Origin of the sequence: Streptomyces buecherae (genome assembly GCF_014295035.1) — a bacterium.
In the GTDB taxonomy this organism is placed as follows: Bacteria; Actinomycetota; Actinomycetes; order Streptomycetales; family Streptomycetaceae; genus Streptomyces; species Streptomyces youssoufiensis.
On sequence record NZ_CP060404.1, the window covers coordinates 3734857 to 3747500 of the forward strand.

A 12644-nucleotide genomic window follows, 5' to 3' on the forward strand; every position below is an offset into this window, starting at 1 on the left:
AGCACGCGCCCACACTCCTCACCGCTATGCCCCCGGATGCCAACAAATCGCCCACGATGGTAATCCACCGCGCACCGACTTCGAACCCGTCGGACATCGCGCATACGCACCCGACGAACGGCGGCACAATGGCGAACATGAGCCCGCTGCTACGCCGATCAGGCCGCAAGAACCCCGCCGAGAGCACCGTGACGCTGATCGGCAAACCCGGCTGCCATCTGTGTGATGACGCACAACAGGTGATCGAGAAAGTCTGCGCCGAACTCGGCGCCGCGTGGGAAAAGAAAGACATCACCCAGGACGAGGAGCTGTACCGGAAGTACTGGGAACAGATCCCGGTCATCCTCGTCGACGGTGCCCAGCACGATTTCTGGCGCGTCCAGCCGGACCGACTCCGCAAGGCACTCGGCGGCTGAGCACCGCCCACACCGGGCAGCCGAGCAAGGCGCCGCAAGGCCGCCAGCGACCGGGCGGCGCCGCCCGCACCCGCGCTGAGCAGGGAGCACATCCGCAAGACGGCATCCGCGACGGAACGCCGGAACGGACCCGCCGCACGGAAATTCCCGTAGTGGAATGTTCACGCTCCGCGAATCATCCCGACTCCGGATGGACCGGCCCATCTGGCTATGCTCGCGCTATGGCGGCTCTAGGATGGCTCACTCCCCGCAGGCGCTCGGCTACCGCACGCAGTGTGCTGGCCGGCGAAGCCGCGGCGGAGGCAGCACGAAAAAGCGCGTCGGAACTCGGCGAGGCGCCCTCGGGCGCGGCCGTGGAAGCGCCCCCGGCGGCCGCGGAACCCGAATTCCCCGTCCCCGGAGATCACCACGCCGCCGCCTTCTTCGACCTCGACAACACGGTGATGCAGGGTGCCGCGCTCTTTCACTTCGGTCGCGGCCTCTATAAGCGCCACTTCTTCCGCAAGCGCGAACTCGCCCGCTTCGCCTGGCAGCAGACCTGGTTCCGACTCGCGGGCGTCGAGGACCCCGCGCACATGGAGGACGCCCGCAACAGCGCCCTGTCCATCGTCAAGGGCCACCGTGTCTCGGAACTGATGTCCATCGGCGAGGAAATCTACGACGAGTACATGGCCGAAAGGATCTGGCCCGGCACCCGTGCGCTCGCCCAGGCCCACCTGGACGCGGGCCAGAAGGTCTGGCTGGTGACCGCCGCCCCGGTGGAGACGGCCACGATCATCGCCAGGCGCCTCGGCCTGACCGGCGCGCTCGGCACGGTCGCGGAGTCCGTCGGCGGCGTCTACACCGGCAAGCTGGTCGGCGAGCCGCTGCACGGCCCGGCGAAGGCCGAGGCCGTCCGCGCCCTGGCCGCGGCCGAGGGCCTGGACCTCGCGCGCTGCGCGGCCTACAGCGACTCGGCCAACGACATCCCGATGCTCTCGCTCGTCGGCCACCCGTACGCGGTCAACCCCGACGCCCGGCTGAGCAAGTACGCCCGCGAGCGCGGCTGGCGGTTGCGCGACTACCGCACCGGCCGCAAGGCCGCCAAGATCGGCATCCCGGCCGCGGCCGGCCTCGGCGCCGCCGCGGGCGGCACGGCAGCCGCCATCGCCCTGCACCGCCGCCGCCGCTGACCCCGGCGGCCCCGCCCCGAGACGAGGCCGCCCCCTACGCGCGGCGCGCCGCGAACCGACCGCCCGCGCCGCGGGCCGCGCGGACCAACGGTTCACGCGGGTGCCGCCGACCGACAGCCCATTCGGGCGTACCGCGTGCCACTGACGGCGTAAGGCCCCGCGTGGCGCCGCACCACCCGACCGCCGGGGCGCGGGGGTGACCGTCAGCGTGCGGCGGGGTCAACGCGCCGCCTCACCTCGCCCCCGGTCACGGAGAGCGATCACCGCCCCCAGGCCGTGCCCCCGCGGTCACGACGCGCCCGTGCCGGCCGGTCACCACACGTCCCACCCGCCCCCGCTCACCCGCGGACCACGCGCCTGACCTCGCCGTCAGGCCGCGAACGGCACCCACCGTGATCGGCGGCCGGGTTCGACCAATCCAAACTGCTTACCCCCGCGCCCCTCCCGCCAGTCCCGTTGTGCCCGGATTACCACAACACGCCCCGCAATTAAACAGATTACGAAGCTTTTCGATCAACAACCGATCAGTGTTCGACTCCTGATTGGCCGTCAACGCACCACAGAGCGGACGGAAACGGCGATTTAAGCAACTGGGTGTAGCGTCACCTATACGAAGCGTTATTCTCCTCAGACGCAACCGGTACCCACACGTCCCTACGACGAGTGAACGGTCCCGCACTGCACGTGATGGAAGCTCTGCCTCTGGGAGTCCCGTGTACCCACACGTCGGGGTTGACGCCTCGGGCCTGGCTACGCTCCGCGAAACGGTCGTCGACCGCCTTCGCGGCTACGTCCCCACCGCGTACGCCGTACCCGCTGTCCCCGCATTCGCCACACCCGTCCCCGCCGCCTCAGCAGCACCCTGCTACACCGTCGCCAACGGAAGCGCGACCGTCGGAAGACGAGCCCGCGGCAACGCCTCTCCCGCGACCACCCGCCGTCCCAGCGCCGACAGCGACAGTCACCGCATGATGGAACTGGTCGAGCGCGCCCAGTCCGGCGAGTCCGAAGCCTTCGGCCGCCTCTACGACCAGTACTCCGACACGGTCTACCGGTACATCTACTACCGCGTCGGCGGCCGAGCCACCGCCGAGGACCTCACCAGCGAGACCTTCCTGCGGGCCCTGCGCCGCATCGGCACCTTCACCTGGCAGGGCCGCGATTTCGGCGCCTGGCTGGTGACCATCGCCCGCAACCTCGTCGCCGACCACTTCAAGTCAAGCCGCTTCCGCCTCGAGGTCACCACGGGCGAGATGCTCGACGCCAACGAGGTCGAGCGCAGCCCCGAGGACTCCGTTCTCGAATCGCTCTCCAACGCTGCCCTCCTCCAGGCGGTCCGCAGACTTAACCCCCAACAGCAGGAATGCGTCACGCTGCGCTTTCTGCAAGGTCTCTCGGTCGCCGAGACCGCCCGCGTGATGGGCAAGAACGAAGGGGCCATCAAGACCCTCCAGTACCGCGCGGTGCGCACCCTCGCCCGGCTGCTCCCCGAAGACGCCCGCTGACCCACCCGGCGCCCCGACGGCGCACCTCGTCCCCCGTCACCGCTGTCCCAGCGGAGCCGCCCCACCCCCAGCCCCGGCGGCACCCTCCTCCACTCCCCTCACCGCACCCGCGGGCCGGCAGGTCATCCTCCCCTGCTCCAGTCGGCGGTCCGATCATCGTGGCCGCGTAACCCGGCTGCCGCGCCGCTCGTTGTGCGGGATGCAGGCTCCCTGCGGTCACGCCATGCCCGCAACTACTCACTCGATCGAGTGGCGGCGCTCAAGGCGTGCAACCTCCAAGGCGCCCTGAGGAGTCGACCATCATGACGAGAGGAGGTGCCGCCCGTGATCGCGAACGTATCGGCGCACCGGCGGGCTCACGCCTTCGCCCAGGCCCTGGAAGAGCAGGAACACCAGGGCACGGCAACCGACCAAGCCGAGCGCGCGGCCGAAAGCGCCGAGCGCCGACGCATGCTGGCCCTGACCAACGAGCTCGGTGAACTGCCAGCTCCGGAGATGGACCCAGCAGCAAAAACCGTTCAGCGGGCCCAGTTGATCGCCGCGATGGAGTCGGCCTTCGCTGGCCAGGACGCCCGTGTGCCCGAGCAGCGCTCGGCGCGCTCCGCCCGGAAGAGCGCCAGCGCCGCCAAGGCCGGAAAGACCGGGAAGGGGAGCCACCGGGCGAGCCCGCTCAGCAGACTCCGCCCCCGCTCGCGATGGTCGAAGGGGCTGGCGGCGGGGGGACTGACGGTCGGCGTCGCGGCGGGCGCGTTCGGCGGAGTGGCCACGGCCAGCTCCGACGCCCTGCCCGGCGACTCGCTCTACGGCCTCAAGCGGGGCATAGAGGATCTCAAGCGCGGCATGGCCGACGACGACGCCGACCGTGGCCGGATCTACCTGGACCAGGCGTCCACCCGACTCCAGGAGGCGCGGCGCCTCATGGAGCGGGGCCGCGCCGGCGAGATGGACCAGGAGTCGCTCGGCGAGATGCGCAAGGCCCTCTCGGGCATGCGCCACGCGGCGTCGGAGGGCCACCGACTGCTGCACGACGTCCACCGGCGCGACGGCTCGCTCGGGCCGATCCGCGACCTGTCCACCTTCACCAGTGGCAACCGGCAGAGTTGGAGCACCCTCCGGGAGCGCCTCCCACTCCCGCTCCAGGACATGGGTGACCAGGTGAGCCTGGTCCTTGAGGCCATGGACCTGGACGTCGAGCCGCTGCGGTCGCTGCTCACGCCACAGCCCCAGGACGTGGAGCCCGAGGCCGAGCGTGCGCCCACCGCGCCCAGCGCCGCCCCCACCGCGTCACCGGACCACTCCGCGCCGCGGCACGCCAAGCCCAGGCAGCCGGAGCGCACCGAGCGGCGGCACGAGCAGGCTCCCGCCCCCTCCGCCACTCCGGCCGAGGAGAGCCCCGGCCTGCTCGACGGGCCCAGCCTGTTGAAGCTGCCGGTGGACGAGAGCACCCAGCCGGCGCCCGAGAAGAGCCCCAGCGCGACGCCCACGCCGGACATCACGATCCCACCGCTGCTGCCGCCCGACCTGCTCCCAGGGCTCGGGCTCGACACCCAGCAACCGTCCGAGTCGTCCCCGTCCCCCAGCGACTGACGCCCCGCCAGCCCGCCGAGAGCCCCACCCGATCACCACCCCGGCGCTCCGTCTTCACCCGCCGGGCCGACATGCTCGTACGTCGGCCCGGGAGGCTCAGAAGAAGACGGAGCGCCGCCGTACGAGCAGCTTGTACAGGGTGTGCTGGATCGTCTCGCGCACCTGGTCGGTCAGGTTGAACATCAACATCGGGTCGTCGGCGGCCTCCGGCGAGTACCCGTCGGTCGCGATCGGCTCGCCGAACTGGATCGTCCACTTCGTCGGCAGCGGCACCGCGCCGAGCGGGCCGAGCAGCGGGAACGTCGGCGTGATCGGGAAGTACGGGAAGCCGAGCAGCCGGGCCAGCGTCTTGGAGTTCCCGATCATGGGATAGATCTCCTCGGCACCGACGATGGAGCAGGGCACGATCGGCACCCGGGCCCGCAGCGCCGTCGAGACGAAGCCGCCGCGGCCGAAGCGCTGCAACTTGTACCGCTCGGAGAACGGCTTCCCTATCCCCTTGAACCCCTCCGGCATCACGCCGACCAGCTCGCCGCGCTCCAAGAGGCGCTGCGCGTCCTCGGCGCACGCGAGCGTGTGGCCGGCCTTACGCGCCAGCTCGCTGATGACCGGCAGCTTGAAGACGAGATCGGCGGCCAGCAGGCGCAGATGGCGGTCGGCCGGATGGTTGTCGTGCACCGCGACCTGGAGCATCAACCCGTCCAGCGGCACCGTCCCGGAGTGGTTGGCCACGATCAGCGCGCCCCCGGTGCTGGGCACGTGCTCGATGCCGCGCACCTCGACCCGGAAGTACGACTCGTACACCGGCCGCAGCAGCGACATCAGGACCTGGTCGGTCAGCTCCTCGTCGAAGCCGAAGTCGTCCACCTCGTAGTCGCCGGTGATGCGGCGGCGCAGGAAGTTGAGGCCGCCCGCCAGCCGCTGCTCCCAGCTCCCGGCCCCCGCCCGCGCCGCGCCCGAGCCGTCGTCTCCGCCGCCGTCGGCCGCCGGCGGCTCCACGGCCGGCTCGTCCTCGGCGCGCGGCGGTGGTACCGGCCGCAGCGGGGCCTGGTCCCGCCGCGCACGCGGCGCCCGCGTGCCGTCCTTGCGCCGGGCCCGGGGGTCCTCACCGAACGGGATGACCTTGGCGTCCGCCATCGTGACTGCGCTCCTCAGTTCTGGCCGGCGGCGCGGGCGGGGAGCGCCGCGGCGAGCCGGTCGACGGTTCGGGCCAGGGCCTCGGGGGGCAGGAGCCCCGGCCCGCGGCTGCGCACGTAGTCCGCGAAGGCCGCCGCGGTGCTGTGCTTGGGCTGGAATCCCAGTGTCTCGCGCATCTGCGTGGTGTCCACGACCCGCCCGTGGGTGAGCAGCCGGATCTGCTCCGGCGAGAAGTCGGTGATCCCCGCGGCGCGCAGCACCGAGCTGAGCCACGTGACGGTCGGCGACAGCAGGGGCAGCGTCGGGCGGCCGAGGCGTCGCGCGGCCTGTGAGAGCAGCAGCACCCCGTCACCCGCGATGTTGAAGGTGCCGCTGTTCAGCGTGCCCCGCCGGGGCTCGCCCGCGCCGATTCGAAGCACCTCGATCGCGTCGTCCTCGTGCACGAACTGGAGCCGCGGGTCGAAGCCGATGATCGTGGGCAGCACGGGCAGCGCGAAGTACTCGGCCAACGGCGAGTCCGCGCACGGCCCGAGCACGTTGGCGAACCGCAGGACGCACACCGCCACGTCCGGACGCCGCCGGGCGAAGCCACGTACGTACCCCTCGACCTCGATGACGTCCTTGGCGAAGCCACCGCTGGGCAGCGACTTGGGCTGGGTGGTCTCGCTGAAGACGGCGGGGTCGCGCGGGGCCGCCCCGTACCCGCTCGTGCTGGACTTCACCACCAGGCGGGCCACCCGCGGCGCCTTCTGGCAGGCGCCGAGGAGCTGCATGGTGCCGATGACGTTGGTCTCCTTGACCGAGGTCCGACTGCCCCGGGAGCCCAGCGGGGTGCCGTTGATGTCCATGTGGACCACGGTGTCGACGTCGTACTCCGCCAACAGCTTGCCGATCGTGGGCTGCCGGATGTCGGCCTGCACGAAATCGGCGCCGCCCAGATGGTGCTCGGGCGGGACGGCGTCCACGCCGATCACCCGGTCCACGTCGGGTTCGCGCAGCACGCGCCGGACGAAACGGCCCCCAAGCTGGCGTGCGACTCCGGTGACGAGCACGACCCTGCCCACGATCAGCGCCTACCTTCCCACCGCGCGAGGAACCAGGCCCCCGTGCCTGGCCCGTCCGGTGTTACGGACCCAGGACTCACCGTATCCGCCGGGTGTGACACCACGCCGGCCGTGCGCCGCGCGACGCGGCGAGCACCACCCGATCCACGGCAAACGCACCGCAGCCCTCCCACCGTGCGGTGGAAGGGCTGCGGAACGTCGCACAGCGTCGCTTACTTCTTGTTGCGACGCTGGACGCGCGTGCGCTTGAGCAGCTTGCGGTGCTTCTTCTTGGCCATCCGCTTACGCCGCTTCTTGATAACAGAGCCCACGACTACCCTCGCTCACTTCGTATTCACTCGGTGCGGGGCGTCCGAGCCCACACGACCTACATCGGGCCAGCCTACCCGGCACCGAGCGAACAGCGTAATCCGAGGGTCATCGTGAACCACCGACCCGGCGAACCGCACCCTGCGCGCCCGCCACGGCGCCCTCACGAGGCAGCGCCGCCACGGCCACACCGGGCCGGACCACCGGAAACGATCTAGGCGGACTCCACCCCCACATACGACTCGCGGAGGTACTCGTGCACCGCCTGCTCGGGGACCCGGAAGGACCTGCCCACCCGGATCGCGGGCAGATGACCGCTGTGCACCAGCCGGTACACGGTCATCTTCGAGACTCGCATTACCGAGGCGACTTCCGCCACGGTCAGAAACTGGACCTCGTTCAGAGGCCTCTCGCCAGCAGCCATGACACACCTGAACCTTCCGCACATGACGGGCACCGGCTTCCCCTCCGGTGACTCCTCGTCGCTGCGCGCTCACTCACCAGACTAGGGGCGGGTGATACGAGTGGGGAAGAGGAGTAGCGATCGGCCGCCTACTGTGACAGACACGCTCGATTGAGTACATAGCGAGTAAGCGGCCGGTAGTAATCAGGCCGCACAGCGTCATCAAGCGGAACGACGACCGATAACCTGCCCTCGGCCTCCCCGACGAACGGCGCGGGGTCGTCGCTGTCGGCGAGCCCGATGGCCGCAATCCCCAGCTGACCTGCCCCGCAGACCCATCCGTGATCCCCGATGACCAGCTCGGGGAGCGGCCCGCCGGAGTCGGCCGCGGCCCCCAGGGCGATGCGGATGGGAAGCGGGGAGTGCGTGTGCACGCCGGTCTCATTGCCCGTCGTCCGCGCGCCGGGTTCGCGCATCAGCGCGACTCCCCGCGCGTACGCAAGGTTGTGCGTACGTACCCCGAACCGGGTCGTCATGTCGATACGGCGGCCCCACGCGGGAGTGAGAACGGGACATCCCGCCGCCGACAGGGCAGCCGCCACATCGGCGTAGAAGCCCAGCAATCGGTGCGGATGACCGGTTCCGAGCAACACCGGAGCCCGCCGCCGCGCCACCTCACCCAGCCGATCCGCGAAGGCGTCGAGCGCCGCCACCGTACGGTCAGGGTCGATCACATCCTGGCCTGAAACGCATTCAGGGTTGTTCGATACTCCGCACTGAGCGCTCATAAGCCCAAGCAACTCGCCGAAAGACCAGCCACGTTCGGGCACGAGACCGATCAGCACACGCGGATCACCGGCTGCGAACAACCGGTACCTCCGCAGACTGCCCTCGCGGCTGGTGGCCACGGAACCGGCGAGGCGCGAGACCAGAAGATGGGCCCGCAACGCGGAGGCGCTCAACACACTGACGATGGTGGCCGATGGTCCAGGCCATCCGCTCGAAAACGCGGATACGCGCCATAGTTGGCCTGATGTGACGGCCCAATGGCGCAGCACATACGCAACAACCATGACACGGCGCCCCGTTGACGTACGTACGCCTCTTGAACACGCCCCACAGCGGAAGCCCGAAGCGATGCCGCCACCCGCCGAGGGCCAGCCCCATCGAGGGCGCCACCCGAGGCCGGCCAGGCCCGGACAGCGACCCGGCCCTCGCGCTCGCGCCACGGGCGCGACGTTCGGCCAGCTCTGCGGCCAGTTGGCCAGCGAGGCGCTCGGGCCGCCAACCGCCACCGATCGGGCCCCGGCGTCGCGGCCGGCCTTCGGGCGCCTTCGGACAACCCGGAGGCCAGTTGTCCGATGACCGCTCACAACAAGCCACGCGGGCCACGCGGAACCGAACTCCCTCGCCACTGTGGCCCCGACAGTCCCTCCCGTCACAGCCCGCCGGCACGTTCTCCGCTCAGGGCAACAGGCCGAGTGCGGGGAAGCTCGCCCGGCGGGTGGCGACCACCGCGCGATCGAGCGCGTCGGCCGGGTCGTACCCCCACTCGTCCCAGTCCCGCCAGCGCGGCTGCCGGCCGTCGGTCATGCGCAACGGGGCCTGCTGCCGGGTCCGCGCGTACACCTCGTGACGCCAGGACTCCGGCGTGGCGGCCTGCGGGTCGACGGGGTGCCCCGCGGCGATGCCCACCAGGTGCGTCCACGTCCGGGGAACGACGTCCACCACCGCGTACCCACCGCCACCCAGCGCGATCCAGCGCCCTGCGGCGTGCTCGTCCGCCAACCGTCGGCAGCTCTCGGCGACGGCCCGCTGGGCGTCCACCGTCACGGCCAGGTGCGCCAACGGGTCCTCGATATGCGTGTCCGCGCCGTGCTGGGTGACCAGGACCTCCGGCTGGAAGGCCGCGAGCAGCTCGGGGACCACGGCGTGGAAGGCGCGCAGCCACCCCTCGTCCCCGGTCCCCGCCGGCAGCGCCACGTTGACCGCGCTGCCCTCGGCCTCCGGACCGCCCGTCTCCGTCGGCCAGCCGGTCTGCGGAAACAGCGTCCGCGGGTGCTCGTGCAGCGAGATCGTCAGAACCCGCGGGTCGTCCCAGAACGCCGCCTGGACGCCGTCTCCGTGGTGCACGTCCACGTCCACGTACGCGACCCGCCGCGCGCCCAGTTCGAGGAGGCGGGCGATGGCCAGTGCGGCGTCGTTGTACACGCAGAAGCCGGCCGCGCTGCCGGCCATGGCATGGTGCAGGCCGCCCGTGAAGTTCACCGCGCGCAGGGCCTGACCGCTCCAGACCGCTTCCGCCGCTCCCACTGACTGCCCAGCGATCAGTGCTGACGCCTCGTGCATGCCCGCGAACGCCGGATCGTCCGGGGTCCCGAGGCCGTACGAACCGTCCGCGACCGTGGGGTCGGCGGAGACCCGACGGACCGCTTCCACGTAGTCCTGCCGGTGTACGAGCCGCAGGGTGGACTCGCCGGCGGCCCGCGCGGCGACCACCTCCACCTGGCCGTCGAGGCCGAACGCCTCGACCAACCGCATCGTCAGCCCCAGCCGCACCGGGTCCATCGGGTGCCCGGGGCCGAAGTCGTAGCCCGTGACGGCGTCATCCCACATGAGATGCGTGCGGATGTTCATGCCCGTCACCGTATCGGGCGCCACTCCGCGCGCGGGGAACGGGCGTCGGACACCACCGCGAACACCAGCACCTCCGCGCGCGTTTTCGGGACCTGGTGGCGGAGTTCGTGCTCTACGACGGTGTCGGGACCGGCGTACGGCGGTACGGGGCCCGGGGTACGCCGGTACGAGGGTCAGCGCAGCAGGTGGAGAAGTTCGCGCATGGAGGCGAAGCGCTCGGTGGCGTCCGCGAGCTTGGCGGCCGGCGTCATCGCGGTGAACCCGTAGACGTCCATGCCGGCGGCACGGGCCGCCTGGACGCCGAGCGGGCTGTCCTCGACGACGGCACAACGCTCGGGCGCGACGCCCATGACGGAGGCGGCGTGCAGGAAAAGGTCGGGCGCGGGCTTGCCACGGCCCACGTCCTGCGAGCTGAAGATTCGTTCTTCCCCGAAGAGTTCGTACAGCTCGGTCTTCTTGAGGGCGACCCGTATGCGCTCGTGACTCCCCGAGGACGCCAGGCAGTACGGGACGCCGTCGGCACGCAGTTCCTCAACCACCTCGGCCGCCCCGACCACGGCCTCCAACTCCGCGCCGAAGGCCGCGAAGACCCGCTCGTGGAACGTGGCGTCGAATTCGGAGGGCAACTGCCGCCCATAGCGTTCCAGCACGAGGTCGTGGATGCGGTGCATGGCGGACCCCATGTAGTCGCGTATCGCCTCGTCGTACGTGGTCGGGTGGCCCAGTTCCGTGAGGTACGCGGCGAGCAGCCGATTCGAGATCGGCTCGCTGTCGACGAGCACACCGTCGTTGTCGAAGATGACGAGGTCATAGCGCATGGGGCCACCCTACAAAAACAAGAAGAGCCTTGTCGGGACCGGGGTCCCGACAAGGCTCTTCTAAAAGGAGTTCGGCGGCGTCCTACTCTCCCACAGGGTCCCCCCTGCAGTACCATCGGCGCTGAAAGGCTTAGCTTCCGGGTTCGGAATGTAACCGGGCGTTTCCCTAACGCAATAACCACCGAAACACTATGAAATAAACCAACCGGACAATGACACAGTCGTTATTTCAGAACCAACACAGTGAACGCGAGCAACTGAGGACAAGCCCTCGGCCTATTAGTACCAGTCAACTCCACCCCTTACGAGGCTTCCATATCTGGCCTATCAACCCAGTCGTCTACTGGGAGCCTTACCCCATCAAGTGGGTGGGAGCCCTCATCTCGAAGCAGGCTTCCCGCTTAGATGCTTTCAGCGGTTATCCCTCCCGAACGTAGCCAACCAGCCATGCCCTTGGCAGGACAACTGGCACACCAGAGGTTCGTCCGTCCCGGTCCTCTCGTACTAGGGACAGCCCTTCTCAAGACTCCTACGCGCACAGCGGATAGGGACCGAACTGTCTCACGACGTTCTAAACCCAGCTCGCGTACCGCTTTAATGGGCGAACAGCCCAACCCTTGGGACCGACTCCAGCCCCAGGATGCGACGAGCCGACATCGAGGTGCCAAACCATCCCGTCGATATGGACTCTTGGGGAAGATCAGCCTGTTATCCCCGGGGTACCTTTTATCCGTTGAGCGACGGCGCTTCCACAAGCCACCGCCGGATCACTAGTCCCGACTTTCGTCCCTGCTCGACCCGTCAGTCTCACAGTCAAGCTCCCTTGTGCACTTACACTCAACACCTGATTGCCAACCAGGCTGAGGGAACCTTTGGGCGCCTCCGTTACCCTTTAGGAGGCAACCGCCCCAGTTAAACTACCCACCAGACACTGTCCCTGATCCGGATCACGGACCCAGGTTAGACATCCAGCACGACCAGAGTGGTATTTCAACAACGACTCCACACACACTGGCGTGCATGCTTCACAGTCTCCCACCTATCCTACACAAGCCGAACCGAACACCAATATCAAGCTATAGTAAAGGTCCCGGGGTCTTTCCGTCCTGCTGCGCGAAACGAGCATCTTTACTCGTAATGCAATTTCACCGGGCCTATGGTTGAGACAGTCGAGAAGTCGTTACGCCATTCGTGCAGGTCGGAACTTACCCGACAAGGAATTTCGCTACCTTAGGATGGTTATAGTTACCACCGCCGTTTACTGGCGCTTAAGTTCTCAGCTTCGCCAACCCGAAAGTCAGCTAACCGGTCCCCTTAACGTTCCAGCACCGGGCAGGCGTCAGTCCGTATACATCGCCTTACGGCTTCGCACGGACCTGTGTTTTTAGTAAACAGTCGCTTCTCGCTGGTCTCTGCGGCCACCCCCAGCTCACACTGCAAAAGTGATCACCAGAAATGGCCCCCCTTCTCCCGAAGTTACGGGGGCATTTTGCCGAGTTCCTTAACCATAGTTCACCCGAACGCCTCGGTATTCTCTACCTGACCACCTGAGTCGGTTTAGGGTACGGGCCGCCATGAAACTCGCTAGAGGCTTTT

11 protein-coding genes and 2 rRNA genes (1 of these 13 running past the window's edge) are annotated in these 12644 nt (G+C 69.0%); 4 read left to right on the forward strand and 9 right to left on the reverse strand.

Annotation, left to right across the window (positions count from 1 at the left end; translation table 11 throughout):
• Positions 1 to 137 precede the first annotated feature (137 nt).
• From H7H31_RS14150 to H7H31_RS14165, 4 genes are all read left to right on the forward strand, one after another.
• A complete protein-coding gene (locus H7H31_RS14150) occupies positions 138 to 416 on the forward strand; it encodes a glutaredoxin family protein (protein ID WP_187061101.1) in 279 nt (92 codons plus the stop codon).
• A gap of 221 nt (positions 417 to 637) precedes the next feature.
• On the forward strand, positions 638 to 1588 hold the full coding sequence (locus H7H31_RS14155; RefSeq protein ID WP_187061102.1) for an HAD family hydrolase: 951 nt from the start codon (positions 638 to 640) through the stop codon (positions 1586 to 1588).
• A 713-nt stretch (positions 1589 to 2301) separates the two neighbouring features.
• Positions 2302 to 3093, forward strand: a complete 792-nt coding sequence (locus tag H7H31_RS14160) for an ECF subfamily RNA polymerase sigma factor, BldN family (RefSeq protein ID WP_187059568.1) — start codon at positions 2302 to 2304, stop codon at positions 3091 to 3093.
• Positions 3094 to 3417: 324 nt separating this feature from the next.
• A complete protein-coding gene (locus H7H31_RS14165; protein ID WP_187062708.1) occupies positions 3418 to 4680 on the forward strand; it encodes a DUF5667 domain-containing protein in 1263 nt (420 codons plus the stop codon).
• A 96-nt stretch (positions 4681 to 4776) separates the two neighbouring features.
• On the opposite strand, the gene H7H31_RS14170 is transcribed toward H7H31_RS14165, so the two are convergent.
• The 9 genes from H7H31_RS14170 to H7H31_RS14210 all read right to left on the reverse strand — a co-directional run.
• A complete protein-coding gene (locus H7H31_RS14170; protein WP_187062709.1) occupies positions 4777 to 5817 on the reverse strand; it encodes a lysophospholipid acyltransferase family protein in 1041 nt (346 codons plus the stop codon).
• Between the two features lie 14 nt (positions 5818 to 5831).
• The gene (locus H7H31_RS14175) at positions 5832 to 6881 is read right to left on the reverse strand and encodes an NAD-dependent epimerase/dehydratase family protein (protein ID WP_187062710.1); all 1050 of its coding nucleotides are present in this window, start codon (positions 6879 to 6881) and stop codon (positions 5832 to 5834) included.
• 212 nt (positions 6882 to 7093) lie between these two features.
• Complete coding sequence (locus H7H31_RS14180; protein ID WP_003948845.1) at positions 7094 to 7192, reverse strand: 30S ribosomal protein bS22; 99 nt, start codon at positions 7190 to 7192, stop codon at positions 7094 to 7096.
• Between the two features lie 212 nt (positions 7193 to 7404).
• Positions 7405 to 7614: a helix-turn-helix domain-containing protein gene (locus H7H31_RS14185; protein WP_014053989.1), complete on the reverse strand. Its 210-nt coding sequence runs from the start codon at positions 7612 to 7614 to the stop codon at positions 7405 to 7407.
• A 128-nt stretch (positions 7615 to 7742) separates the two neighbouring features.
• Positions 7743 to 8558 (reverse strand): phosphatase, encoded by an 816-nt coding sequence (locus H7H31_RS14190; protein WP_187062711.1) that lies wholly within the window; start codon positions 8556 to 8558, stop codon positions 7743 to 7745.
• Positions 8559 to 9057: 499 nt separating this feature from the next.
• Positions 9058 to 10230, reverse strand: a complete 1173-nt coding sequence (locus H7H31_RS14195) for an acetoin utilization protein AcuC (protein WP_187062712.1) — start codon at positions 10228 to 10230, stop codon at positions 9058 to 9060.
• 173 nt (positions 10231 to 10403) lie between these two features.
• Positions 10404 to 11048, reverse strand: a complete 645-nt coding sequence (locus H7H31_RS14200; protein WP_187062713.1) for an HAD family hydrolase — start codon at positions 11046 to 11048, stop codon at positions 10404 to 10406.
• A gap of 69 nt (positions 11049 to 11117) precedes the next feature.
• A 5S ribosomal RNA gene (rrf, locus tag H7H31_RS14205) occupies positions 11118 to 11234 on the reverse strand.
• Positions 11235 to 11307: 73 nt separating this feature from the next.
• Positions 11308 to 12644, reverse strand: a 23S ribosomal RNA gene (locus tag H7H31_RS14210) (it continues 1788 nt past the right edge of the window).